This is a genomic window from Methylobacterium sp. J-067, assembly GCF_022829465.1.
Classification (GTDB): domain Bacteria; phylum Pseudomonadota; class Alphaproteobacteria; order Rhizobiales; family Beijerinckiaceae; genus Methylobacterium; species Methylobacterium litchii.
Genome location: NZ_JAKSXZ010000133.1, coordinates 89,051 through 113,026, shown reverse-complemented (window position 1 = coordinate 113,026; position 23,976 = coordinate 89,051). Strand labels below are relative to the sequence as shown.

General features: G+C 71.0%; 22 protein-coding genes. 14 read left to right on the top strand and 8 right to left on the bottom strand.

Annotation, left to right across the window (positions count from 1 at the left end):
• Entirely contained in the window at window positions 1-756 is a 756-nt protein-coding gene (locus MKK52_RS19660) for an IclR family transcriptional regulator (protein ID WP_243956655.1), read from the bottom strand.
• Between the two features lie 91 nt (window positions 757-847).
• On the opposite strand from MKK52_RS19660, the gene MKK52_RS19655 reads away from it, so the two are divergent.
• The 5 genes from MKK52_RS19655 (at window position 848) to MKK52_RS19635 (ending at window position 6,627) form a co-directional block, all read left to right on the top strand.
• Entirely contained in the window at window positions 848-1,708 is an 861-nt protein-coding gene (locus MKK52_RS19655; RefSeq protein ID WP_243956654.1) for a fumarylacetoacetate hydrolase family protein, read from the top strand.
• A gap of 3 nt (window positions 1,709-1,711) precedes the next feature.
• Window positions 1,712-2,458 (top strand): SDR family NAD(P)-dependent oxidoreductase, encoded by a 747-nt coding sequence (locus MKK52_RS19650; protein WP_243956653.1) that lies wholly within the window; start codon window positions 1,712-1,714, stop codon window positions 2,456-2,458.
• A gap of 273 nt (window positions 2,459-2,731) precedes the next feature.
• Entirely contained in the window at window positions 2,732-3,346 is a 615-nt protein-coding gene (locus tag MKK52_RS19645; protein WP_243956652.1) for a PilZ domain-containing protein, read from the top strand.
• Window positions 3,343-6,027: an EAL domain-containing protein gene (locus MKK52_RS19640; protein WP_243956650.1), complete on the top strand. Its 2,685-nt coding sequence runs from the start codon at window positions 3,343-3,345 to the stop codon at window positions 6,025-6,027. The genes MKK52_RS19645 and MKK52_RS19640 overlap by 4 nt, the downstream gene beginning before the upstream one ends.
• A 15-nt stretch (window positions 6,028-6,042) precedes the next feature.
• Window positions 6,043-6,627 (top strand): PilZ domain-containing protein, encoded by a 585-nt coding sequence (locus MKK52_RS19635; RefSeq protein WP_243956648.1) that lies wholly within the window; start codon window positions 6,043-6,045, stop codon window positions 6,625-6,627.
• Window positions 6,628-6,637: 10 nt separating this feature from the next.
• Here the strand turns inward: MKK52_RS19635 and MKK52_RS19630 are convergent, their stop codons facing one another.
• The 3 genes from MKK52_RS19630 to MKK52_RS19620 all read right to left on the bottom strand — a co-directional run bounded on the left by MKK52_RS19630 (window position 6,638) and on the right by MKK52_RS19620 (window position 10,130).
• Window positions 6,638-8,125 (bottom strand): carbohydrate porin, encoded by a 1,488-nt coding sequence (locus tag MKK52_RS19630; RefSeq protein ID WP_243956646.1) that lies wholly within the window; start codon window positions 8,123-8,125, stop codon window positions 6,638-6,640.
• Between the two features lie 59 nt (window positions 8,126-8,184).
• Window positions 8,185-8,373 carry a hypothetical protein gene (locus MKK52_RS19625; protein ID WP_243956644.1) on the bottom strand — a complete coding sequence of 63 codons (189 nt, stop codon included), beginning with the start codon at window positions 8,371-8,373 and terminating at the stop codon, window positions 8,185-8,187.
• Window positions 8,374-8,456: 83 nt separating this feature from the next.
• Window positions 8,457-10,130, bottom strand: a complete 1,674-nt coding sequence (locus tag MKK52_RS19620) for a thiamine pyrophosphate-binding protein (RefSeq protein WP_243956643.1) — start codon at window positions 10,128-10,130, stop codon at window positions 8,457-8,459.
• A gap of 235 nt (window positions 10,131-10,365) precedes the next feature.
• Between MKK52_RS19620 and MKK52_RS19615 the strand changes: the two genes are divergently transcribed.
• The 9 genes from MKK52_RS19615 (at window position 10,366) to MKK52_RS19575 (ending at window position 21,263) form a co-directional block, all read left to right on the top strand.
• Entirely contained in the window at window positions 10,366-11,598 is a 1,233-nt protein-coding gene (locus MKK52_RS19615; protein WP_243956641.1) for an ABC transporter substrate-binding protein, read from the top strand.
• A gap of 13 nt (window positions 11,599-11,611) precedes the next feature.
• Window positions 11,612-12,487 (top strand): branched-chain amino acid ABC transporter permease, encoded by an 876-nt coding sequence (locus MKK52_RS19610; protein ID WP_243956639.1) that lies wholly within the window; start codon window positions 11,612-11,614, stop codon window positions 12,485-12,487.
• On the top strand, window positions 12,487-13,407 hold the full coding sequence (locus tag MKK52_RS19605; protein WP_243956637.1) for a branched-chain amino acid ABC transporter permease: 921 nt from the start codon (window positions 12,487-12,489) through the stop codon (window positions 13,405-13,407). The genes MKK52_RS19610 and MKK52_RS19605 overlap by 1 nt, the downstream gene beginning before the upstream one ends.
• Complete coding sequence (locus tag MKK52_RS19600) at window positions 13,404-14,906, top strand: ATP-binding cassette domain-containing protein (RefSeq protein WP_243956635.1); 1,503 nt, start codon at window positions 13,404-13,406, stop codon at window positions 14,904-14,906. The genes MKK52_RS19605 and MKK52_RS19600 overlap by 4 nt, the downstream gene beginning before the upstream one ends.
• Before the next feature lie 38 nt (window positions 14,907-14,944).
• Complete coding sequence (locus tag MKK52_RS19595; protein WP_243956632.1) at window positions 14,945-16,174, top strand: acyl-CoA dehydrogenase family protein; 1,230 nt, start codon at window positions 14,945-14,947, stop codon at window positions 16,172-16,174.
• Window positions 16,171-17,229 (top strand): phosphotransferase family protein, encoded by a 1,059-nt coding sequence (locus MKK52_RS19590; RefSeq protein ID WP_243956630.1) that lies wholly within the window; start codon window positions 16,171-16,173, stop codon window positions 17,227-17,229. Before MKK52_RS19595 ends, MKK52_RS19590 begins: the two co-directional genes overlap by 4 nt.
• A 10-nt stretch (window positions 17,230-17,239) precedes the next feature.
• Complete coding sequence (locus tag MKK52_RS19585) at window positions 17,240-18,010, top strand: SDR family NAD(P)-dependent oxidoreductase (RefSeq protein ID WP_243956628.1); 771 nt, start codon at window positions 17,240-17,242, stop codon at window positions 18,008-18,010.
• The gene (locus tag MKK52_RS19580) at window positions 18,007-19,788 is read left to right on the top strand and encodes a class I adenylate-forming enzyme family protein (protein WP_243956626.1); all 1,782 of its coding nucleotides are present in this window, start codon (window positions 18,007-18,009) and stop codon (window positions 19,786-19,788) included. Before MKK52_RS19585 ends, MKK52_RS19580 begins: the two co-directional genes overlap by 4 nt.
• Window positions 19,789-20,015: 227 nt before the next feature.
• Window positions 20,016-21,263, top strand: coding sequence for an ABC transporter substrate-binding protein (locus MKK52_RS19575; RefSeq protein ID WP_243956624.1), 1,248 nt, complete (start codon window positions 20,016-20,018; stop codon window positions 21,261-21,263).
• Between the two features lie 3 nt (window positions 21,264-21,266).
• On the opposite strand, the gene MKK52_RS19570 is transcribed toward MKK52_RS19575, so the two are convergent.
• The 4 genes from MKK52_RS19570 to MKK52_RS19555 all read right to left on the bottom strand — a co-directional run bounded on the left by MKK52_RS19570 (window position 21,267) and on the right by MKK52_RS19555 (window position 23,965).
• Window positions 21,267-21,659 (bottom strand): hypothetical protein, encoded by a 393-nt coding sequence (locus tag MKK52_RS19570; protein WP_243956623.1) that lies wholly within the window; start codon window positions 21,657-21,659, stop codon window positions 21,267-21,269.
• A 65-nt stretch (window positions 21,660-21,724) separates the two neighbouring features.
• On the bottom strand, window positions 21,725-22,207 hold the full coding sequence (locus MKK52_RS19565; protein ID WP_243956622.1) for a hypothetical protein: 483 nt from the start codon (window positions 22,205-22,207) through the stop codon (window positions 21,725-21,727).
• A gap of 67 nt (window positions 22,208-22,274) precedes the next feature.
• Complete coding sequence (locus MKK52_RS19560; RefSeq protein ID WP_243956620.1) at window positions 22,275-22,967, bottom strand: HWE histidine kinase domain-containing protein; 693 nt, start codon at window positions 22,965-22,967, stop codon at window positions 22,275-22,277.
• Between the two features lie 68 nt (window positions 22,968-23,035).
• Complete coding sequence (locus tag MKK52_RS19555) at window positions 23,036-23,965, bottom strand: HlyD family secretion protein (RefSeq protein WP_243956619.1); 930 nt, start codon at window positions 23,963-23,965, stop codon at window positions 23,036-23,038.
• Between the last annotated feature and the right edge of the window lie 11 nt (window positions 23,966-23,976).

Here is a 23,976-nt window from a genome sequence, read left to right as displayed (position 1 = left end):
CTACCCGGACCAGCCGAGCGCTCGGCTGATCGTCCGGGCGGTGGCGCGCACCTCGCCGGTCAGGTGCTCCATCCGCCCGGCATCCATGTACTGCGCCGTGCTCGACACACTGAGCCCGGCGACGATGGCGCCCGAGGCGTCGCGGATCGGCGCCGCGACGCAGCGCACCTCCGGCTCGTTCTCCTCGTGGTCGAAGGCGATGCCCCGCTCCGCGTAGTCGCGCATCCGCGTCAGCCACGTGTCGAGGTCGCGCGGCGGATGTGCGCCGCGCGCCTCGCCGACCCGGTAGAAATCGCGCCAGCGCGCCTCGCCGAGGTCGAGGATCAGCGCCTTGCCGAGCCCCGTGGACCAGACCGGCTGGCGCTCGCCCACCCGCGAGCTGATCTCGACCCGCCGCCGCCCGGGGATCTTGTCGAGGTAGAGCGCCCACTCGCCGTCGAGGACGCCGAGATGGATCGTGTCCTCGCAGGTCTCCGACAGGCGCTCCAGATGCGGCCGGGCCACCTGCGCCACCGCCATCGTCGCCTGCGCGCGGAAGCCGAGTTCCATCAGCTTCGGCCCCAGCCGGTAGCCCTCGCGCGGGACGAAGGTGAGGAAGCGCCGCTCCACCAAAGCCGCCGCCAGACGGTGCGTGGTCGAGCGGGTGGTGCCGAGCGCCGCCGACAGGGACGGCAGGTCGCTCGCCCCCGCCGCCACCGCGTCCAGCACGTCGAGCCCGCGCAGCAGGGTCTGGCTGCCCGATACGGGCTTGGACATTGACGCCGCTCCTCTCCCGCCGTTAACGTCCCATATAGGAAAACGCTATCCCACAATATGGGATTTAGCAAGGGCGAGGGAGAGACGCACCATGAAGCTTCTGCGCTACGGCCCGGCGGGCCAGGAGAAGCCCGGCCTGCTCGACGGCGAGGGTCGCATCCGCGACCTCTCGGGCCATGTCCCCGACATCGACGGGCGCAGCCTTGGGCCGGACGGGCTCGCCAAGCTCGCCGCCCTGGCGCCGGAGAGCCTTCCCGTGGTCGCGGGCGAGCCGCGCCTCGGCGTGCCGGTGGCGGGCATCGGCAAGTTCATCGCCATCGGCCTGAACTATGCCGACCACGCCGCCGAATCGAACCTGCCGATCCCCTCCGAGCCGGTGATCTTCACCAAGGCGATCTCGTCCCTCAACGGGCCGAACGATCCGGTGATGCTGCCCAAGGATGCGGTGAAGGGCGATTGGGAGGTCGAACTCGGCATCGTCATCGGCCGGCGCGCTGCGTACGTCTCCGAGGCGGAGGCGCTGGATCATGTTGCCGGCTATTGCCTCGTCAACGACGTGAGCGAGCGCGAATACCAGATCGAGCGCGGCGGCACCTGGGACAAGGGCAAGGGCTGCGACACGTTCGGGCCGGTCGGCCCCTGGCTCGTCACCGCCGACGAGGTCGGCGACCCGCAGGCGCTGGACCTCTGGCTCGACCTCAACGGCCAGCGGATGCAGACCGGGAACACCCGGACGATGATCTTCACCTGCGCGCACATCGTCAGCTACGTCAGCCGCTTCATGACGCTGATGCCGGGCGACGTGATCACCACCGGCACGCCCCCCGGCGTCGGCATGGGCATCAAGCCGAACCCGGTCTACCTGAAGCCCGGCGACGTGATGACCCTCGGCATCGAGAAGCTGGGGCAGCAGCGCCAGGACGTGCTGGCCTGGCAGCGGCGGGAGGGCTGAACCATGGCCTTCGCGAACCGCTTCCAGGGCCGCCGGGCCATCGTCACCGGGGGCGCCTCCGGCATCGGCCTCGCGGTCGCCACGCGCCTGGGCGCGGAGGGGGCGCAGGTGAGCCTGTGGGACCTCAACGCCGAGGCCCTGGCCAAGGCGAAGGAGGCGACCGGGGCCGCCGACGTGCAGGCCCTCGACATCGCCGATCCCGACGCGGTGGCGCGGGCGATGGCGGGGAGCCTCGCGGCGCTGGGCGGCCTCGACGTGCTGGTCTGCAGCGCCGGCATCACCGGGCCGAACACCACCGTGAAGGATTACCCGGCGGAGGCGTGGCGCCGGGTCATCGACGTGAACCTGAATGGCCTGTTCTACTGCAACCAGGCGGCCGTGCCCGCCCTGGAGCGGAACGGCTACGGGCGGATCGTCAACGTCGCCTCCATCGCCGGCAAGGAGGGCAACCCCAACGCTTCCGCCTATTCGGCCTCGAAGGCAGCGGTGATCGGGCTGACCAAGTCGCTCGGCAAGGAACTCGCCAAGACCGAGATCCGCGTGAACTGCGTCACTCCGGCGGCGGTGCGCACGGCGATCTTCGACCAAATGACGCAGGAGCACATCGACTTCATGCTCTCGAAGATCCCGCTCGGCCGGTTCGGCGGGATCGACGAAGTCTGCGCGCTGATTTGCTGGCTCGCGAGCGAGGAAGCCTCGTTCTCCACGGGGGCGGTGTTCGACGTCTCGGGCGGCCGCGCGACCTATTGAGGGCGGGGGCCCCCTCGCCGGGGGCCCTTTGCATTCGGCATTCAAAAACCGAAGTCATCAGCCCACCTACTGGTACGGCCCTACTTCCAAGAGATTGTATAAAAACTTCCATTACTCCGGCTAGATTGGAGCTATAGGTCTTTTTTAACGAGCACTGCCATAGTATCGCGGAAGCAGAGAGGGCCGAATTGTTCCTCGGATCAGATGCGGCTGTCTCTGCGGTGTCAGGCAATCAAGGGGGCCTCACTCCCCGAAACGACTTGAACCGACGCGATGCCAAAACTGGAAGCAGCGACACTCGAACGTCGAAAACTTGAGATTGCACGCTCGACCCAGGCCGAGGACGTCCTGACCGGCCGGGTCCTGCTGTCGAACGGCGATGAATATTCCTGCATCGCCCGCAACGTCAGCATTCAATCCGCCGAACTGACTGTCGCCTCGACGATCAGCACGGGCCAAGTCGTCGTTTGCTATTTCGATCAGGTCGGAATTCTGCCGGGACGGGCCATCGCCACGACGTCGACCGGGTTCGTCGTCGCATTCCAGATCAAACCGACGCGCCGGGACCGGATCACGGCGCAGCTCGAATGGTGGGCGAAGACCCGCAACGAGACGACGGAGCTGCGCCGCGCGCCCCGGATCGTCCCCCTGCACAAGGATGTCGAGGTGCGGCTCGGCGAGCAGATCGTCCTGACCGGCACGGTTCTCAACATCTCGATGTCGGGCGCGGCAATCCGCCTCAGCACCCGGGACGGCCCCTTCGTCGGGGCCCGCGTCCGCGTCGGCGAGCGCTTCGCCACGGTGGTGCGGCTGCTCGATGACGGCATCGCCGTCCAGTTCCTCACGCCCTTCACCTCCGAGAACTTCGACGAGCGTGTCAAATTATGAGCACGGCCGATCGTAACGGCAGGGGTCTCCTGTCGCGAACCCACATCCTGCGCCGGAGACTCACGGCGGCGGTGACGCCCGTCCCCGCCACCGATCCGGCGAGCACGCGCCGCCATTCGGTGCGGTTCACGCTCGGCCTGTTCGCCGCGTTCATCGTGCCCTCCGTCCTGCTCTGCGGCCTCCTCGGCCGCGCCTGGGTCACGTCCGAGCAGGACCGCCTCACCGGGTCCGTCGCCGCGCAGGTCGCGCGGGCGGCGGACGAGGTCGATCAGTATCTCGCGAGTCACCTCGCGCTGCTCAAGGCGCTCGGCACCTCCCCCGCCCTCGACACGAACGACTTCGCCCGCCTGCGCGACCAGATCCACCGGCTCTTCGCCCCGGAGCGGATCGAGGTCGCCCTCCGCGACGGCGCGGGGCACGTGCTGTTTCGGACCGGCGCGCCGCCGGACGGCGGCACCGGCCTGGGCCTGAAGGCCGGGCGCAGCGAGGCCTCGTTCTCGGACCTGATCCGGCGGGGCAGCGGCGGCTACGTCGTGCTGTCCGTGCCGGTGATGCGCGGGGACGCGGTGCGCTTCGTCCTGGAGGCGGAGGTGGACGCCCCGGTCTTCGCCGAGGTCCTGCGGCGTAGCGGCCTCGGCCCCCAGCAGCTTGCGAGCCTCGCGGACCGCCAGGGGCGGGTCATCGCCCGCACCGAGGGCGACCCGCTGGTCTACGGCCAGACGATCGCGGGCTTCGCGGAGCGCGTCGGCGCGAAGGGCGTCTGGATCGGCAAGAACCCGCGCGGCCTGCCGGTGCGCATGTCCTACGAACGCCTGCCCGAGGCCGGCTGGATGGTCAGCGTCGGCATGACCGAGGCGGCGTTCCGCGCCCCCCTCATCCACTCCATCCAATGGCTCGCGGCGATCTGTGCGCTGATCGTCCTCGTCGCGATCCTGCTCCTCGTGCCCCTGGTCCGCCAGCGGCTTGCCTTCCAGCGGGCGGTCGCCGAGACGCAGGGCCGCCTGCGCACCAGCGAGGAGCGCCTCGCCCTCGCCCTCGACAGCGGCGACGACGGGCTGTTCGACTGGGACCGCGCCACCGATGCGGTGTGGCTCTCGCCCCGCTGGTCGGCCAAGCTCGGCTATCCCGCCGACGCGCCGACCCGGCCCGGCGCCTTCTACGCGGAGGCGGTCCACCCCGACGACCGCGAGGAACTGACCGCCCTGATGCAGGCGCATCTGGCCGGCACGAGCCTCGCCATCGAGGCCGAGTACCGCCGCCGCTGCGCGGATGGACGCTACCTCTGGGTGCTCCTGCGCGCCCGCGTGGTGGAGCGCGACGCGGCCGGGCACGCCCTGCGGATCGTCGGGACGCTCATGGACATCTCGCGCCGCAAGGAGGCCGAGCTGCACGTGATCCATCTGGCCCATCACGATACCCTGACCGGCCTCGCCAACCGCGCCCTGTTCCACGACCGCCTGAGGGAGGTGCTGGAGCGCAGCCGCCGCGGCTCCGCGCGCTACGCGGTGCTCGCCTGCGACCTCGACCGGTTCAAGGCCGTCAACGACACGTTCGGCCACGCGGAGGGCGACCGGCTGCTCTGCACGGTGGCGGAGCGCATCTGCGCTGTGATGGGCCCGCAGGACATCGTGGCCCGGCTCGGCGGCGACGAGTTCGCGGTGATCCTGGACGAGGTCCCGGACGACGGGGCGATCCACGCGGCCTGCGAGCGGATCATCGCGGCGATCGGCGCGCCGATCCCGCATCACGGCGGCACGATCGACATCGCGGTGAGCATCGGCGTCGCCCTCGTCTCGGGGAGCGAGGCCACGGCCGAGGAGGTGTTCCGGCAGGCCGACATGGCGATGTACCAGGCGAAGGCGTCCGGGCGGAACACCTACTGCCTGTTCGAGGCCACCGTGCTCACCCGCAACTCGACACGCGGCCTGCTCGCCCTCGACATGAAGGACGCGATCCGGCGGGGCGACTTCTTCCTCGTCTACCAGCCGGTCATCGACGTGGACTCCGGCGCGGTGGTGAGCTTCGAGGCGCTGATGCGCTGGCAGCACCCGACGCGCGGCATGATCTCCCCCGTCGACTTCATCCCCGTCGCCGAGGAGACCGGGATGATCGCCCAGCTCGGCGCCTGGGCCCTCGTGGAGGCCTGCCGCGAGGCCCTGACCTGGGACGAGGATCTGTGGATCGGCGTCAACGTCTCGCCGGTGCAGTTCCGCTGCGGCCTGGAACAGGCGGTGCTGACCGCCCTCGCGACCACGGGCCTGCCGGCCGGGCGGCTGAAGCTCGAAGTGACCGAAGGCGTGCTGATGCAGGACGCGGACGGGGCGATCGCCTGCCTGCACCGGCTGCGCGCGCTCGGGGTGCGCATCGCGCTGGACGATTTCGGCACCGGCTATTCCAGCCTGAGCTACTTGCGCCGCTTCCCCTTCGACAAGCTGAAGATCGACCGGGCCTTCATCCGCGACATCACCGAGCCCGACGCCGCCGCGATCATCCGGGCCGTCGTCGGCATCGGCCAGAGCCTCGGCATGAGCATCGTCGCCGAGGGGGTCGAGACCGTGGAGCAGTTGGAGGCGGTGCGGCGCGAGGGCTGCAACGAGGTCCAGGGCTTCCTCTTCAGCAAGCCCCTTCCGGCGGCGGAGGCCCGCGCCTTCGTGGCCAACCGCGCCGCCCGTGCGGCCTGACGAGACGACCCGCCGATGGCACACGCGCCGTTCGACAGCCCCCTCGCCGCCGACACCGCCATCGACGGGCGCGTGTCCATCGCGGGGCAAGCCGAGGAGACCTGCCGGGCGCTGTTCCTCGCGCCGGACGAAGCGCTCGTCGCCACGGCGGCGGCGGGCCGGGCGGGGCAGGACGCGATCTGCTACCTCGACGCCGTCGGCGCCCTCCCCGGCCGGATCGGCGGCGGGCGCAAGGACGGGTTCGTGCTGCACCTGCGCCTGACCCGGGTGCGGGCGGCGCGGGTGGCGGCGCGGCTCCTGTGGCAGGCGGAGCAGCGCGGGCGCCCGGTGGAGCAGCGCGCCAACCCGCGCATCGTCCCCCAGCACAGGCAGGTGACGGTGCGGCTCCCCGACGGATCGGCGGCGGAGGGCCGGATCGACAACCTGTCGAAATCCGGCGCCCTCGTCACCCTCGCCGCCCCCGTGCCCCTGCGCGTCGGCGCGGGCGTGACGCTGGGCAAGCGCTACGCCACCGTGGTGCGGCTCCAGCGCGACGCCGTCGCCGTGCAGTTCCGCCTGCCCTTCTGCGACGGGACCTTCCACCCCGGGCTCGTGCTGTGAGGAGGGGCGGTCAGTATTGCACCGTCGCGCGCATCCCGAGCACCACGGCGTTCTTCACCCGGCCGGCATTGGGATCACGCGGGTTGGCGATGCCGCCGCCGGGATGGAGCACGAGCTGCGCGTCCGGCTGGAGGGTGAAGCCGGGGACCACCACCGCCTGATAGGTCGCCTCCACGATGCTCTCCGCGCGGCGGCGGGGCATCGCCTGCCCGGTGAAGCGGATCATGTCCGTGTCGGCGCGGCGGGCGTCGTCGCCCAGGCGGGCATAGGCGACGCTGAGGCCGACGGTGTCGTCGTCGCGGCCGGGGATCAGGCCCTTGTAGGCGAGGCCGGCGTCCAGATACGCGCTCACGAGGCTCGACCGGGTGGGCGAGTAGGCGGCGCGCACAAAGAAGCCGAGCCCCTCGTCGTCCTTGCCGGCTTCCCGGTAGAGGGTCTGGTCGTAGACGACGTAGATCCCCGCATTGCCGCGCAGTTGGCGGCCGATGCCGGTGGCGTTGGGATCGGCGAGCGACAGCCCGGTGATGTCCGTGCGCAGGGAATCGAACCGGCCGAAATGCTGCCAGCCGCCGAGGGTGATGTCCCCCGGCAGCTCCCGCGATCCGGCCTCGGTGTTGTAGGCGTAGGTCGCCTCCGCCACGACCAGGGCGGGGTCGCCCAGGCGGAAATTGGTGCCGGTGCGGTTGAGGCGCTGGGCCTCCGGGTCGTCGCCGGGGCGGCTGGCCCCGGCGGGATCGCCGTCATAGAGGCCAACTTGCAGGGAGAAGCCGTTGCCCGGCACGTATTTCGCCCGGATCGCCGGGGTCGCGAGGGGATAGGCGGGGCCGCCGCTCGGCAGGTCGAGGCCGGTGATGGCGGGCCAGCCGAAGGTCGAGTTCACGAACAGCGTCGCGGTCTGGCTGACGAAGAACTCGGTGTCGGCGGCCTGCTGGCCGATGCGCAGGCCGAGGGTGTTGTCGAACAATTGCTGGTCGAGCCACAGCACGTAGAGCCGGCTCGACGGCAGCGCCTCGATCACGCTGACCGGCAGCAGGTTGCCGACAAAGTAGCGCGACAGGCCGGTGCCGTAGATGAAGTAGGCATTGGCGTGGATGGTGGCCCCCTCCCAGCCCGCCAGCCGCTCCAGATCGAGGTTGAGCCGCAGGTTCAGCCTGTCCTCCACCGCCGCGCCCCGGCGGACACCCCCGACCGGGTTGCCGAGCACGTCCGCGATGTAGGTCACGCTGTACTCGATGCCCTGCTCCTTCAGGATCGGGCGCAGGCCGAACGGGTCCCCGAACGGACCGAGGGAGGGCTCGATGGAGCGGCTGTAGCCGCCGGAGGCCTGGCTCGTCGTCTCGGGCTGCGAGACGGAGATGCGCGGGTCGCCGCCGGCCCCCTCGTAGACGGGGCGGCTCTGTTCCGCCCGGGGCGTGCCGGCGCCGAGGAGGCAGAGCCCGAGGACGCCGCCGACGAGGGAGACCCGACCGGATCCGCGCGCGCCGCGCCGGATGGGCATGACGACACCCTCGCCCCGTTCCGTGAAGACAGAGCGTTAGCGCGCCACGGGCCCCCCGCCTATCGCGCCGGCACCACAGGGGGCGCGGCCATGGTGGCGGCCCCCAGCGTGATCCGCGCGGGCCGCGACGAACCGAACGGGGCGAAGGCCGGATAGATGCAGACCGAGACCGCCAGCACGAGGAGCAGCATCTCCGGCAGCGTCAGGCTGCGGGCGGACGGTTTCGGAGCGGGCTTTTCGGCTTGCACGACACTCCCTCCCGGCAGCCTGGCGGCCTGAGTTAATCGACCGAAAGTTAATCCTCTCTTTTCTGAGCGTATCTGCGATTGCATCAGCGCCCGCGCGACAGGGCCTCGTCGCGGATGGCGTCGAGGGTCCGGGTCGGGGTGAGGGCCTGCGGGTCCACGAGGCAGTGGAGCATCGCGGGCAGGCCGGAGGCGAGGGCGCGCTCGAAGGCGGGGGCGAAATCCTCGGTGCGCTCGACCCGCTCGCCATGGCCGCCGAAGGCCGTCGCCAGGGCGCGGAAATCGGGGTTCCTCAGGCTAGTCGCCGAGACCCGGCCGGGATATTCGCGCTCCTGATGCATGCGGATCGTGCCGTACATGCCGTTGTCGAGCACCACGACGACGATGGCCGCGCCGTATTGCACGGCGGTGGCGAATTCCTGCACGCACATCATCACGTCGCCGTCGCCCGCGAAGGCTACGACGATCCGCTCCGGGTTCATGCGCTTGGCCATCACGGCGGCTGGCAGGCCGTAGCCCATCGAGCCGGAGGTCGGGGCGAGTTGCGTCCCGAAGGCGCGGAAGCGGTGGTAGCGGTGGACCCAGGTCGCGAAGTTGCCCGCGCCGTTGCACAGGATTGCCTCGGGCGGCAGGCGCCCGCGCAGCCACAGGATCGCCTCGCCGTACTGGAACGCGCCGGGCTGGGGCGCGGGCGTCTCGGACCACGCGCGATAGGCGGCATGGGCCTGCGCCGCCCGCCCGCCGCCATGCTCCGGCGCGGCGAGGCCGGTGAGCGCCGCGCAGAACGGGCCGGGGGCCGACTGGATGGAGAGAGCCGGCTGGTAGACCCGCCCCAACTCCTCCGCATCGGGATGGACATGGACGAGGGGCACGCCGGGCTCGGGGATGCCGAGCAATGTGTAGCCCTGCGCGGGCATCTCCGAGAGCCGCCCGCCGACCATCAGCAGCAGGTCGGATCGCCGGATGCGCTCCAGAAGTGCGGGGTTCGGGCCAATGCCGAGTTCGCCCGCGTAGTTCGGGTGATCCGCCGGGAACAGGCCGGCGCGGCGGAAGGAGTTGGCGACCGGCAGGTCGAACCGCTCCGCGCAGGCGGCGAGCGTCGCGCTATCGGCGGCCGTCCAGCGGGAGCCGCCGACCAGCACCAGCGGCGCGCGGGCCTGGGCCAGGAGGGCGGCGAGCCGTTCCATGTCGGCGGGGGACGGCGCCGGTTCGGCGGGCTCGACGCGGGGGGCGTCGCCGACCTCGGCCACCTCGTCCAGCATATCCTCCGGCAGGGCGATGACGACGGGGCCGGGCCGACCCTGCATCGCCACCCGGAAGGCGCGGGCGACGATCTCCGGGATGCGCGCGGCCTCGTCGATCTCCACCGCCCATTTGGCGAGGTCGCCGAAGGTGCGGCGGTAATCGACCTCCTGGAACGCCTCGCGCCCGCGCATCGACCGGGCGATCTGGCCGACGAACAGGATCATCGGCGTCGAATCCTGACGGGCGATGTGCACGCCCGACGCCGCGTTGGTGGCGCCGGGCCCGCGCGTGACGAAGCAGATGCCCGGCCGCCCGGTGAGCTTGCCGGCGGCCTCGGCCATGATCGCCGCGCCCCCCTCCTGCCGGCAGACCATCACGTCCACGGCGGCATCGTGCAGGGCGTCGAGCACCGCGAGGTAGCTCTCACCCGGCACGCAGGTCAGCCGCTCGACCCCCTGGGCGACGAGCTGGTCCACGAGGATGCGGGCGCCGGTGCGGGGACGATGGGCCGTCATGGATCCCTCTCAACCTGTCTCGACCCCTCGCTGCCACCGCCCGTGCGGCAAAGCAATGCGGGCGTTGTGACTTCGCAAGAGCGGTATTGTCTCGCAGTTGCGAAGAGAAACAACGCCCGGAACGGGAGATCGGGAAACGTCAGTGAAATCGCTGCCAGGCTCTTGCATCCGGCAACGGAGGGTTTCACACAACGAGACAAAATAAAGAATGACGACATAGTCGAGAGGAAACGCCATGTTCGACAAGGTCGGGCGGATTCTATGCGCTGCGGTGACGGCGACGCTCGTTCTCAACGCGTCCGCGCAGGCGGCGGACCCGATCAAGATCGGCGTCATCGCCGAGGCGCAATCGGTGGCGGGCGCCTCGATCCCGCAGGCGGTGCAGCTCGCCGCCGACGAGATCAACGCCAAGGGCGGCGTCGACGGCCGGATGATCCAGGTCGTCACTTATGACGACAAAAGCTCGGCGGCCGACGCGGTGCGCGCCTTCCAGCGGGCGGTGAGCGAGGACAAGGTGCAGCTCGTCATCGCGAGCTACATCTCGGAAGTCGTGCTGGCGCTGATGCCCTGGGCGGCGCGGCTGAAGACCCCCCTGATCACGCCGGGCGCGGCCTCGAACGAGATCAGCGTCAACGTCCACAAGGACTATGCGCGCAACAAGTACACCTTCCACGGCTACCTGACCTCGCACGCCCTGGCGCAGGCCGTGTGCGATTCCGCCAAGGAGACCCTGGTCGGGCTCCTGAAGGCGAAATCGGCGGCGATCATGAGCGAGGACGCGGCCTGGACCCGGCCGCTGGACGCCGCTTATGAGGAATGCCTGCCGAAGGCCGGGCTGAAGGTGGTCGAACACGTCCGCTTCTCGCCGGATACCGGCGACTTCACCCCGATCTACAACAAGATCGAGGCGGCCAAGCCCGATCTCATCGTCACCGGCATCGCCCACGTCGGCGTGCAGCCGACGGTGCAATGGCAGAACCAGCAGGTGCCCATCGCCATGACGGGCATCAGCGGGCAGGCCACCTCCTCGACCTTCTGGGCCAACACCAACGGCGGCACGCAGGGCGTGCTGTTCGACAGCGTGGCCCTGCCCGACGTGGCGCTGACGGAGAAGACGATCCCCTTCACGCAGACCTTCACCAAGCGATTCGGCGGGGCGCCCTCCTACGCGGGCTACATGGCCTACGACGCGACCTACTACACGGCGGAAGCGGTCAAGTGGGCGGGCTCCACGGAGGCCGACAAGCTGATCGAGGCCCTGGAGAAGACCGACTACACCGGCACGGTCGGCCGCATCACCTTCTACGGCAAGGACGAGACCTTCACCCACTCGATCCAGTACGGGCCGGGCCTGATGACCAGCGTCCTCGGACAGTGGCAATCGGGCAAGCAGGTGGCGATCTGGCCGGCGAACGTCGCCACGGGTAAGATCGTCCTGCCGCCCGCCGTCAAGCCGGCGGTCCAGTAGCGGGGCCGCACCGATGATCGGCCTCCAGATCCTCGTCGACGGCTTCGCGATCTCGGCGCTCTATGCGCTCGGCGCGATGGGCTTCACCCTCATCTTCGGCGTCTCGGGGGTGCTGAACCTCTCCCATGGGGCGCTCATGGTCACTGCGGCGGTGGCCGCCTGGGCGGCGTCCGCGCAATACGGCTTCGGCTCCTATGCCGGCGCCGCCATCGGCGTGGTCTGCGGCCTGCTGGGGGCGCTCGTCACCTATTTCGCGGTGGTCGCGCCCATCGAGCGCAGCAAGGCGATCCCCCGCGCCGAGAAGGAGATCTTCATCCTCACGGGCACGCTGCTCTGGGGGATCATGATCCAGCAGCTCGTCGCCTATTTCTACACCGACAACCCCAAGACCGTGCTGCCGCTGATCGAGGGCGTGGTGGAGTTCGCGGGCGTGCGCACCCCGCGCAACGAGTGGTTCACGGCCCTCGTCTGCTGGGTGGTGATCGCCTTGCTCTGGGCCTTCGTGAACAAGGCGCGGGCGGGCAAGGTGCTGCTCGCCGCCTCAATGAACCCGCGCGGGGTGACGCTGCTCGGCCACGACATGGGCCGCATCTACATCGCGGTCTGGGCGATCTACGGGCTGCTCGCGGGGATCGCCGGGGTGCTGCTCGGGATGTTCCTCGGCGTGTCGTCCTATTCGGTCGGGCCGCTCACCGCGAGCGCCTTCTCCATCGTGGTGCTGGGCGGGCTCGGCAGCGTCACCGGCTCGCTGATCGCGGCCTACGTGGTGGGCTACCTCGAAACCGCCACCGCCTACCTCGTCTCGCCCGCCTACCGGGTGATCCCGGCGCTCCTGCTCCTGGTGGCCGTCATGTACCTGCGCCCGCAGGGCTTCCTGGGGAGGCGCTGATGAGCCTGATCCCGGCCCGCTTCATCCTGATCGCCCTGCCGATCCTCGTCGCGGCGGCTTTGCTGCCGCTCGGCGTCTCCGGCTACATCCTCGGCCTGCTCACCATCGCCTATTACTTCGCCGTGTTCTCCATGGCCTGGGACCTGCTCTTCGGCTTCGCGGGTGAGGTGAACTTCGGGCCGACCTTCCTGATCGGCCTCGGCGCCTACGGGGCCGGCATCCTCAACAACCGCTACGGGCTCGACATCCCCCTCTGCCTGCTCGCAGGCACGGCGCTCGCCGTCATCGGCGGCCTCGCCCTGGCGGTGCCGGCCTTGAAGCTCAGCGGGCCGTATTTCGGCCTCGTGACGCTGGTGGCCGTGCTGCTGCTGCAGAACCTGATCGTCGTCTTCTCCGACCTGACGGGGGGCGAGATCGGCCTCACCGTGCCCGACGTCATCTCCATCGACGCCGACACGAACTACTGGATCGCGCTCGGCTTCATGACCGTCTCCGGCCTGATCCTCACCGCCATCGCCCGCTCGCCCGCCGGGCTGATCCTGCAGGCGGCGGGGCAGGATCCGGTGGTGGCCGGGGCGCTCGGCTTCAACGTCGCCAAGCACAAGATCGCGGCCTTCGCCGTCAGCGCGGCCTTCTCCGGCCTCGCGGGCGGGCTCATCGTCTTCTACATGGGCACCGCCTCGGTCGGCACGCTGATCGACACGGCGGTGGGCGTGCAGATCATCATCGCCGCCGTGCTCGGCGGGCGGCGCACCATCGTCGGCGGGGCGGTCGGCGCGGTGTTCCTGATCGCGGCGGGCGAGTTGCTGCGCCCGCTGGGCTCGCTCTCAACCTTCGTCGTCTCGGCGGCGGCGCTCGCGGTGATCCTGTTCGTGCCCACCGGGCTCCTGGGCCTCGCCTCGTTCCGGAGGGCGTCATGACGGTGGCCGTGAAACCGCCCGCCGCCGCGACCGTCAGGGCCGAGCCCTGCCTGACCGTGCACGGCCTGACGAAGCGCTACGGCGGCCTCGTCGCGGCCAAGAATGTCGATCTCGACCTCCGGCCCGGCGAGATCCTGGGGCTGATTGGCCCGAACGGCTCGGGCAAGTCCACGGTGATGAAGCTGGTGATGGGGCTGGAAAAGCCCAGCGCCGGCTCGATCCGCCTCGACGGCACCGAGATCGCCGGCTGGCCCGCCCACAAGGTCGCCCGCGCCGGGATCGGCCTCGTCTTCCAGCACGCGAGGCCGCTGATGCGCCAGACGGTGCTGGAGAACATCGTTCTCGCCCTGCTGCCCGACAGCCTCCTGCGGCTGGCCCCCGACTCATCCGTCACGGACAGGGCGCGGGCCATCGCCGAGCGGGTCGGCCTCGGCGCCGTCATCGACCGGCGGCCGGGGACGCTGGCCTTCGCCGACCTGCGGCGGCTCGAACTCGCCAAGGCCATCGCCCGCGATCCCAAGGTCGTGCTGGTGGACGAGCCCTTCGCCGGGCTCACCGGCCCGGAGGTCGCGACCTTCTCGGCGCTGATCCGTGGGTTCCGGGACGAGGGCAAGGCGGTGCTCCTCGTGGACCACAACGTGAAGAGCGTCGCCGCCCTCGTGGACCGGGTCTTCGCCCTCTACCTCGGCGAGCGCATCGCGGAGGGCAGCGCCGAATCCGTGATGGCCGACCCGACCGTGCGGCGGGTCTATCTCGGCGGCAGCATCGAGACGGCGGCCCGGCCCGAGGCGGCCTTCAAGAGGGAATCGCTCCTCACGGTCGAGGGCGTGGACGTGCTCTACGGCAAGGCGCAGGCCCTGCGCGGCGTGTCGATCCACGTCCACGAGGGCGAGTTCGTCTCGGTGGTCGGGCTCAACGGCGCGGGCAAGACCACCCTGTTCAACGCGGTCTCCAACCTCGTGCCCCATGCGGGCACGATCCGCTTCGGCGGCCAGGACCTCGCCCGCATGACCCCCGCCGCCATCGCGCGGGCCGGCATCGTGCAGGTGCCCGAGACCCGCGAGCTGTTCGGCGACCTCAGCGTGCTCGAAAACCTCGACCTCGGCGGCCATCACCTGTCGAAGGCCGAGGCCGCCAAGGAGCGGGACAAGCTCTACGAGCTGTTCCCGATCCTGAAGGCGCGCGAGGGGCAGAGCGCGCGCACGCTGTCGGGCGGCGAGCAGCAGATGCTGACCATCGCCCGCGCCCTGATGATGCGCCCGCGCCTCCTCATCCTCGACGAGCCGACGCTCGGCCTCGCGCCGGTGATCCTGGAGCAACTGTCGAAGGCGCTCGAACGGCTGCGGCAGACCACGCCGATCACGGTGCTCCTCGGCGAGCAGAACGTGACCTTCGCCCTGCCCCATGCCGACCGGGTCTACGTGCTGGAACAGGCGAACATCGTCTGGGAAGGCCCGCCGGACCGGTTCGCCACGGAGATGGGGGCGGCCTACTTGTAGGCGCCCGGCGCACCCGATCACGGACCAGGAGCATTCGCTTGGATTTTAGCCTCTCGCCCACCCAGCGCCACTGGCTCGACCGCGTGCAGGCCTTCATCGCCCGCGAGATCGAGCCGGCCCAGGTCGCCGTGGCGGCGGAGCGGGCGACAGGCCCCTCCCCCACGATGGAGCGGCTGAAGGACAAGGCGCAGGGCGAGGGGCTGTGGAACCTGTTCCTGCCGCCGTCCCCGGAACACGACACGCCGGAGTATCATGGCGCCGGGCTCACGAACCTCGATTACGCGCTGTGCGCCGAGGCGATGGGCCGGGTCGGCATCGCCTCCGAGGTGTTCAACTGCGCCGCGCCCGACACCGGCAACATGGAGGTGCTGCACCGCTACGGCACCGATGCCCAGAAGGCGCGCTGGCTGAAGCCGCTGATGGCCGGCGAGATCCGCTCGGCCTTCCTGATGACCGAACCGGATGTGGCCTCCTCCGACGCCACCAACATCGCCACGTCGATCCGCCGGGAGGGCGACGAGTACGTCATCGACGGCCGCAAATGGTGGTCGACCGGCGTCGGCGATCCCCGCTGCCGGATCGCGATCCTGATGGGCAAGACCGACCCGGAGGCCCCGCGCCACGCGCAGCAATCGCAGATCCTCGTGCCCCTCGACACGCCCGGCCTGCGGGTGGCGCGCCTGCTGCCGGTCTTCGGCTACGAGGACGCGCCCAAGGGCCACGGCGAGGTGGTTCTGGAAGGCGTGCGAGTGAGCGCCGACAACCTCATCCTCGGCGAGGGGCGCGGCTTCGAGGTGGCGCAGGGGCGCCTCGGGCCGGGGCGCATCCACCATTGCATGCGCACCATCGGCGTCGCCGAGGCGGCGCTGGAGGCCATGGCCCGGCGGCTCGTGTCGCGGGTCGCCTTCGGCAAGCGGATCAGCGACCAGTCGGTCTGGGAGCAGCGGGTGGCCGAGGCCCGCACCGAGATCGAGATGACCCGGCTCCTCTGCCTCAAGGCGGCGGACATGATGGACAAGGTCGGCAACAAGGGCGCCAAGCTCGAAATCGCGATGATCAAGGTGGCCGCCCCGCGCATGGCGCTGAAGGTCATCGACGACGCGATCCAGGCCCACGGCGCGGCGGGCGTCAGCGAGGATTTCGGCCTCGCCCACGCCTACGCCCATATCCGCACGCTGCGCCTCGCGGACGGGCCGGACGAGGTCCACAACCGCTCCATCGCAAGGCTCGAATTCGCCCGCCACACCAATGCGAGGGCGGGGGCGTGAGCGCGGCCCTCGACTTCACGGGGGTGAAGCCGGTCGAGCCCCGCCACCGGATCGACGAGGCCTGCCTCGCCGGCTGGATGGCCGAGCATGTGAAGGGCTTTTCCGGCCCGCTGAGCGTGATGCAGTTCCGGGGCGGCCAATCGAACCCGACCTACCGGCTGGAGACGCCGGGCGCGGCCTACGTGCTGCGTCGGAAACCCTTCGGGACGCTGCTGCCCTCGGCCCACGCGGTGGAGCGCGAGTTCCGGGTGATCGGCGCCCTCTACGCCGAGGATTTCCCCGTGCCGCGCCCCTTCGCCCTGTGCGAGGACGCGGGCCTCATCGGCGCGGCCTTCTACGTGATGGAGGCGGTGGAGGGCGCGGTCCACTGGGACGGGGCGCTGCCCGGCCTCGATCCGCACAGCCGCCACCGGCATTACGCGGCGATGATCGGGACGCTTGCGCGGCTTCACGCCATCGACCCGGATTCGGCCGGGCTCTCGGATTACGGCAAGGCCGGCAACTACTTCGCCCGGCAGGTGGACCGCTGGACGAAGCAGTACCGCGCCGCCGAGGACGGGCGGCTCACGGATGTCGAGCGGCTGATCGACTGGCTGCCCCGCACCGTGCCGGAGCAGGCGGGCACGTCCATCGTCCACGGCGACTACCGCCTCGACAACCTCGTCTATCGCCCGGACGGCACGGTGGCCGCCGTCCTCGACTGGGAACTCTCGACGCTCGGCGACCCGCTCGCCGACTTCAGCTACCTGCTGATGCAGTGGGAACTCCCCGCCGACGGCCGCAGCCCGCTGGGCAGCCTCGACCTGAAGGCGCTGGGCATCCCCGACCGGGACGAGGCGGTGGCGATCTATTGCCGGGCGGCGGGCCGGGCCGACATGCCCGCCCTCGACTGGTACTTCGCCTACAACCTGTTCCGGCTGGTGGGCATCCTGCAGGGCGTGGCGGCCCGCGCCAGGGCCGGCAACGCCGCGAGCGAACACGCCGCCGCCATGGCCGCGCGGGTGCCGACGCTCGCCGCCGCCGCGTGGGCCTTCGCCGAGCGGGCGGGGGCGTGAGGGAGGATCGATGTCGCTGTTCGACCTGACCGGCAAGGTCGCCCTCATCACCGGCTCCTCGAAGGGCATCGGCCGGGCCATCGCCCTGCGCATGGCCGAGCAGGGCGCGCGGGTGGTGATCTCCTCCCGCAGGCGCGAGGCCTGCGAGGCGGTGGTCCGCGAGATCGAGGAAGCCCACGGCCCCGGCCGGGCGGTGGCGATCCCGGCGAGCATTTCCGTGAAGGAGGAGTTGCAGGCCCTCGTCGCCGGGACCGAGGCGAGCCTCGGCCCGGTGGATATCCTGGTCTGCAACGCGGCGAGCAACCCGTATTACGGGCCGCTGGCCGGCATCTCCGACGAGCAGTTCCGCAAGATCCTCGACAACAACGTGCTGTCGAACCACTGGCTGATCCAGCTCTGCGCACCGGGGATGGTGGCCCGGCGGGACGGGGCCATCGTGATCGTGTCGTCCATCGGCGCCCTGAAGGGCTCTCCGGTGATCGGCGCCTACAACGTCTCGAAGGCGGCCGACCTGCAGCTCGCGCGGAACTACGCGGTCGAGTACGGCCCCCACAATGTGCGGGTGAACTGCCTCTGCCCGGGCCTCGTCCGCACCGATTTCGCCCGCGCCCTCTGGGAGGACCCCGCCATGCTGGCCCAGACCGAGGGCTCCGCGCCGCTGCGCCGGATCGGCGAGCCGGACGACATCGCCGGCGCCGCCGTGTTCCTCGCCTCCCCGGCGGGACGGTTCGTGACCGGACAGGCCCTCGTCGCCGATGGCGGCGTGACCATCGCCCGATGACCGGCCCGGCCCTTCCCCCCGGCTGGCCGGCGATGGCCTTCGCGGAGGCCGAGGCTCGGCTGACCGCGCCGGGCTCGCCCTACGCCGTCGAGACCCGGACCATCCGGGGCGTGCCGACTCGGATCTGGGTGAACGCGCCGGGGACGCTGCGCGACCTGTTCCTTCGCGCGCAGGGTCACGGGGACCGGACATTCCTCGTCTACCGCGACGAGCGGACGAGCTTCACGGGCTTCGCCAAGGCGGCGATCGCCCTGGCCCATCACCTGATCGGCCTCGGCGTCACGAAGGGCGACCGGGTCGCTATCGCCATGCGCAACCTGCCGGAATGGCCGGTCTGCGCCTACGGGGCGCTGCTCGCGGGCGCCGTCGCGACGCCGCTCAACGCATGGTGGACCGGGCCGGAACTCGCCTACGCGCTCGCCCATTCCGGCGCGCGGGTGCTGATCGCCGACGGCGACCGCCTCGCCCGGCTCGCCCCCCACCTCACCGAATGCCCAGCGCTCGCGGCGGTCATCGCCACCCGCGCCGAGCCGGGCGCCTCCCCAGCGCTCGCCGAGATCATCGGCCCCACGGGGGCGTGGGCGTCCCTGCCCGAGCGCCCCCTGCCGGGCCTCGCCCTCGACCCCGAGGACGACGCCACCCTGTTCTACACCTCCGGCACGACGGGTAAGCCGAAGGGCGCCATCGGCACCCACCGGGCCGCCGCCTCGACGGTGATGGCCTATCCCTATTCGGCGGCGCGCACGGCCCTGCGCAAGGGCCTGGAGCCGCCCAAGCCCGATCCGAACGCCCCCCAGCGGGCCGCCCTGCTGGCGATCCCGCTGTTCCACGTCACCGCCTGCCACGCCTCCCTCGGCAGCGCCCTGTTCGGCGGGCACCGGCTGGTGATGATGCACCGCTGGGACCCACAGGACGCCCTCGACCTCGTGGAGGCGGAAGGCTGCACCACAGCGGGCGGCGTGCCGACCATCGCGTGGCAATTGGCGGAGGCCGCCCGCGCCGCCGGGCGCCCGCTGCCGAGCCTGGAGAGCGTGTCCTACGGCGGCGCCCCCGCCGCCGCCGACCTCGTGCGCAGTCTCGGAGACGCCTTCCCGCAGGTCGTGCCGGCGACGGGCTGGGGCATGACCGAGACCTCGGCCACCTTCACCCACCACCAGGGCGAGGATTACATCGCCCATCCCGGATCCTGCGGCCCGCCCCTGCCGGTCTGCGAGATCCGCATCCGCGACCTGCTCGGCCGCGACCTGCCGCCGGGGGAGGTCGGGGAACTCTGCGTGCGGGGGCCGGGCATCGTGCGCGGCTACTGGGACGACCCCGAGGCCACCGCCGAGACTTTTCGCGAGGGCTGGCTCCATACCGGCGACCTCGCCTTCGCCGACGCGGAGGGCTTCGTCACCATCGTCGACCGGATGAAGGACATGCTGATCCGGGGCGGCGAGAACATCCATTGCATCGAGGTGGAGGACGTCCTGTTCGCCCATCCCGACGTGATCGACGCCGTCGTCCTGCCGGTGCCGCACCCGACCCTCGGCGAGGAGCCCGGCGCCGTCGTGACCCTCGCGGCGGGCTCCGACGCTACGCCCGAGGCGATCCGCGCCTTCGCCGCCGGGCGGCTCGCCGCCTACAAGGTGCCCGTCCGCGTGCGGATCTGGGACGGGATGCTGCCGCGCAACCCGGCCGGCAAGATCCTCAGGTCGGCGCTGCGGCAGGTGTTCGAGGATGCCGCGCCGTCACCGCCATCGTCACCACAAACAGCGCCGTCATTGCGAACGCAGTGAAGCAATCCAGGGATGCGCCACGCTCGGAAACGGCCCGCTGCCCTGGATTGCTTCGCTTACGCTCGCAATGACGTGTGTGGTGGGTCATGCCGAGGGCCTTCAACAATGACGATCCGGCCCGTTTCCAATCCTGATGCATTGCGCCGTGCGGGCAATGGATACAGAATTCGCCAAGACGACCGCAGCCGAAGTTCAAGAGAATCGGCGCGGCGTCAGGAGGAAGCGACATGTCCAACGCCGCCGGCCGCCGATTTTTCCTGAACAGTACCGCCCTCGCCGTGATCGCCGCCCTCGCTGTCCCAGGCCCGGCACAGGCGGCGGACCCGATCAAGATCGGCGTCATCGCGGAGGCGCAGGCGGTGGTCGGCGCCTCGATCCCGCAGGCGGCGCAGCTCGCCGCCGACGAGATCAACGCCAAGGGCGGCGTCGATGGCCGGATGATCCAGGTCGTGACCTACGACGACAAGTCCTCCGCCGCCGACGCGGTGCGCGCCTTCCAGCGGGCGGTGAGCGAGGACAAGGTTCAGGTCGTCATCGCGAGCTATATCTCGGAAGTCGTGCTGGCGCTGATGCCCTGGGCGGCGCGGCTGAAGACGCCGATGATCACGCCCGGCGCCGCCTCGAACGAGATCAGCCTCGCGGTCCACAAGGACTATGCCCGCAACAAGTACACGTTCCACGGCTACCTGACCTCGGCCGCGCTGGCGCAATCGATCTGCGACGGCAGCAAGGCGGTGCTCACCGACCTGCTCAAGGCGAAGACGGCGGCGATCATGAGCGAGGACGCCGCGTGGACCCGGCCCCTCGACGTCGGCTACGAGGAATGCCTGCCGAAGATCGGGCTGAAGGTGGTGGAGCACATCCGCTTCTCGCCCGATACCGGCGACTTCACGCCGATCTACAACAAGATCGAGGCGGCCAAGCCGGATCTCATCGTCACCGGCATTTCGCATGTCGGGGTGCAGCCGACGGTGCAGTGGAAGAACCAGCAGGTGCCGCTCGCCATGACCGGCATGAACTCGCAGGCCACGGCCTCGACCTTCTGGAACGACACCAACGGCGGCACGGACGGGGTGATCTTCCAGAGCCTCGCGGTGCCCGGCGCGGCCATGACCGACAAGACCGTGCCCTTCGGCGAGGCGTTCAAGAAGCGCTTCAACGGCGCCCCGTCCTACGCGGGCTACATGGCCTACGATCAGGTCTATTACATCGCCGACGCGATCAAGCGGGCCGGATCGAGCGAGGCCGACAAGCTCGTGGACGCCCTGGAGAAGACCGATTGGACCGGCGTCGCCGGCCGCACCCAGTTCCAGGGCAAGGACGATCCCTTCACCCACTCGATCAAGTACGGCGAGGGCTACGTCACCGGCCTCCTGGCGCAGTGGCAGGGCGGCAAGCAGGTCGCCATCTGGCCCTCGAAGATCGCCAGCGGCCAGGTGATCCTGCCCGCCGCCGTGAAGGCCGCCGCGCGCTGAGCGCTAATGCGGGGCGCCGGCCGCCGGGGCGACATCCCCGACCCGGCGGCCCGCCTCGCCGAGACCGAGCTTCACCGCCTGCCGGTTGGCGAGGCCGAAGCGCAGCACCGCCTGTTCCAGATAGTCGATCGCGTCCACGAGGCCGGCGCGGGCGGTGTCGATCTCGTCTTCCTCGTCGGGCGGCGTCTCCGCGAGCTTGACGGCGGCGATGAGCACCCGGTCGCGCTCGTCCTCGATGCGCGGGTCGCGCTCCAGATGGCCGCGCACGTCGGCATCGTAGGCCTCGATCACCGCCCAGGGCAGCCTGTCCTTGGCCATCACGCCCGGAAAGCGCTGGGCATGGCGGCGGGCCGTGGTGGCGGCGCGGGCGACGAGGTCGGCAAGCATCGTGACCATTCCCGTTCCCGCGCACCTGACTCACCCCGCAAGTGGCAGCGCCGCCGGCTCTTGGCAACCGCCCGTCACGGCTCGCGGGTGAAGGCGAGGCCGGGCACGGGCGTCGTCCCGGTGATCTGGATGACCGCCTCGCCCGCGTCGAGGCGGACGCGCACGCTCTTGCGCAGGCCGGGACAGTCCTTCGCCCCGGTGAAGGCCTCGGGGCGGCGATAGGCCCCGCCCTGGATGACGTCGATCCAGCCCTCCGCCGGCAGCGTCACCCGATAGAGGCCCGCCTCGGGCACGCTCACCCGCGTGACGCCCGCGAGCGCGCTGCCGGGCTCGCGCAGCGCCCGCTCCGGCGGCATGGGCAGGGCCGCCTGCGCCAGCGGCGTCATCGCGAGCCGGCGGAACGTGGGCGGCGCGGTCGTGTCCCCGGCCTCCGGCGCGGCGAGCAGCGCCCGCTCGGCGTCGAGGGACCATGCGAAGCCGCCGCAGCCGGTCCCGGCGGCATGGGCCGCGCCCGTGGCGAGGAGCCCGGCGAGGGCGGCGGCGGTGACGAGCTTCATCGGGCGATCCTCGCGGCGGCGATCCGGCCAGCGTTATATCCGAGCGGATAGTTCGGCAAGGCGGGGCTCAGTCGCCCCTGGCGAGATAGCCCATGCGGGGCGGGAACGGGCAGCGGAGGGTCCAGTGCAGCCCGTCCGGCGCGAAGGCGAGATTCGTCCGCCCGGCGAGGTCGTGGCCGACCATCTGGCTCAGCACCTCCGCGCCGAAGCCGCGCCGGGCCGGGGTGGCGAGCCCTCCGAGCCCGGTCTCCGTCCAGGCGAGGGTGAAGAGCGGATCGGGATCGCCCGGCTCCACGTGCCAGGACACGGCGATCCGCCCCGCCTGCATCGCCGCGCCGTGCTCCACCGCGTTCACGGCGAGTTCGTGGATCGCCAGCCCCAGGACCTGCGCCGCCCGCGCCCGCAGGCGGATCGTGGGCCCGCTCAGGTGCAGGCGGTCGCCCTCCTGCACCGTGTAGGTCAGCAATTCCTCGGCGATGACCGCGTGCAGGTCGACGTCGCCGGTATGGTCGATGGCGACATGCATCCGCACGATGGAATCGAGCCGGTCGCGCAGGTGCGCGGCGTATTCCGCGGCCTCCTCCCGCGCCTCGGCGGAGCGCTGGATCACCTCGCGCAGCAGGCCGAGGGTCGAGCGCAGGCGCTGGCGCAGGTCGGCGGGGGTGTCCCGCCGGTCGAAGAGGCGGCGCAGGCGCGCGTTGTCGGCCTCGAGTTCCGCGTTGCGCGCGAGCAGGGCGGCGATCGACGTGTCGGGGTCCATCCGAGCCTCGCGTGTACCGGGGCATCCCGCTGCGTCAACCGGCCGGTTCCGCGAAGCGATCCTCGCCGTCAGCGCACCAAACGGTCGGCGGCGGCACGCGCCTGCCGCCAGCCGTCGAGGAGATCCAGGGAAGGCCCCTCCACCGCCACCGTTGCGGTCCGGCCGGAGACCAGCATCCGGCGGTCGGCTTCCCCATCGAGGCGGATCCGCACGGGGATGCGCTGGGCGAGGCGGACCCAGGCGAAGGTCGGATTCACGTTGGCCAGAAGGCTCGCCCCGGCGCTGCGCTCCCGGTCCTCGATGCCCCCCGCGATGCTCTCGACATGGCCGGTGAGCAGCGTGCTCTCGCCCATCAGGCGGATGCGGGCGCGGTCGCCGACATGGATGCGCGGCAGCTTCGTCTCCTCGAAATAGCCCTCGACCCGCAGCGTGTCGCGGTCCACCAGGGCCATCACGCCCTTGCCGGTGTTCACGTAGTGGCCCGGCCGCAGCTCCATGTTGGTGATGCGCCCGTTGACCGAGGCCCGCACCTCGGAGCGGGCGAGGTTGAGCTTGGCGACGTCCCGGTCGGCCACGGCCTGATCGTAGGCGGCCTTGGCGGCGAGGGCGGTGGCCCGCGCCAGCTCGACCTTCTGCTGCGAGACGGCGGCGTCGCTCAGGCGGCTGTAGCGCCGGTCATCGGCGGCGGCCTGCTCGGCGCTCGCCCGCTTGCCCTCCACCATCGCCTCAGCCTGCCGCAGGGCCAGGGTGAAGCGCTCGGGGTCGATCCGGAACAGCACGTCGCCGCGCGTCACCTCCTGATTGTCCTCGACCAGCACCTGCGTGACGAGGCCCGAGACGTCGGGGGCGATCTCGACCACGTCGGCGCGCACCCGCCCGTCCCGGGTCCAGGGGGCGTCCATGTAATAGTCCCAGAGGGAGAGGGCGACGACGAGGGCGGCGGCGACCGCTCCGAGGGTGACGGCGAGCCGGAGGGCGAGGGCGAGGAACCGTGTCATGACAGGGGCCG

Excerpts from the sequence above, each read along its gene's own strand:
- MKK52_RS19660 (WP_243956655.1), bottom strand. The coding sequence starts at position 756 with ATGTCCAAGCCCGTATCGGGCAGCCAGACCCTGCTGCGCGGGCTCGAC.
- MKK52_RS19655 (WP_243956654.1), top strand. The coding sequence starts at position 848 with ATGAAGCTTCTGCGCTACGGCCCGGCGGGCCAGGAGAAGCCCGGCCTG.
- MKK52_RS19650 (WP_243956653.1), top strand. The coding sequence starts at position 1,712 with ATGGCCTTCGCGAACCGCTTCCAGGGCCGCCGGGCCATCGTCACCGGG.
- MKK52_RS19645 (WP_243956652.1), top strand. The coding sequence starts at position 2,732 with ATGCCAAAACTGGAAGCAGCGACACTCGAACGTCGAAAACTTGAGATT.
- MKK52_RS19640 (WP_243956650.1), top strand. The coding sequence starts at position 3,343 with ATGAGCACGGCCGATCGTAACGGCAGGGGTCTCCTGTCGCGAACCCAC.
- MKK52_RS19635 (WP_243956648.1), top strand. The coding sequence starts at position 6,043 with ATGGCACACGCGCCGTTCGACAGCCCCCTCGCCGCCGACACCGCCATC.
- MKK52_RS19630 (WP_243956646.1), bottom strand. The coding sequence starts at position 8,125 with ATGCCCATCCGGCGCGGCGCGCGCGGATCCGGTCGGGTCTCCCTCGTC.
- MKK52_RS19620 (WP_243956643.1), bottom strand. The coding sequence starts at position 10,130 with ATGACGGCCCATCGTCCCCGCACCGGCGCCCGCATCCTCGTGGACCAG.
- MKK52_RS19615 (WP_243956641.1), top strand. The coding sequence starts at position 10,366 with ATGTTCGACAAGGTCGGGCGGATTCTATGCGCTGCGGTGACGGCGACG.
- MKK52_RS19610 (WP_243956639.1), top strand. The coding sequence starts at position 11,612 with ATGATCGGCCTCCAGATCCTCGTCGACGGCTTCGCGATCTCGGCGCTC.
- MKK52_RS19605 (WP_243956637.1), top strand. The coding sequence starts at position 12,487 with ATGAGCCTGATCCCGGCCCGCTTCATCCTGATCGCCCTGCCGATCCTC.
- MKK52_RS19600 (WP_243956635.1), top strand. The coding sequence starts at position 13,404 with ATGACGGTGGCCGTGAAACCGCCCGCCGCCGCGACCGTCAGGGCCGAG.
- MKK52_RS19585 (WP_243956628.1), top strand. The coding sequence starts at position 17,240 with ATGTCGCTGTTCGACCTGACCGGCAAGGTCGCCCTCATCACCGGCTCC.
- MKK52_RS19580 (WP_243956626.1), top strand. The coding sequence starts at position 18,007 with ATGACCGGCCCGGCCCTTCCCCCCGGCTGGCCGGCGATGGCCTTCGCG.
- MKK52_RS19575 (WP_243956624.1), top strand. The coding sequence starts at position 20,016 with ATGTCCAACGCCGCCGGCCGCCGATTTTTCCTGAACAGTACCGCCCTC.
- MKK52_RS19570 (WP_243956623.1), bottom strand. The coding sequence starts at position 21,659 with ATGGTCACGATGCTTGCCGACCTCGTCGCCCGCGCCGCCACCACGGCC.
- MKK52_RS19565 (WP_243956622.1), bottom strand. The coding sequence starts at position 22,207 with ATGAAGCTCGTCACCGCCGCCGCCCTCGCCGGGCTCCTCGCCACGGGC.
- MKK52_RS19560 (WP_243956620.1), bottom strand. The coding sequence starts at position 22,967 with ATGGACCCCGACACGTCGATCGCCGCCCTGCTCGCGCGCAACGCGGAA.
- MKK52_RS19555 (WP_243956619.1), bottom strand. The coding sequence starts at position 23,965 with ATGACACGGTTCCTCGCCCTCGCCCTCCGGCTCGCCGTCACCCTCGGA.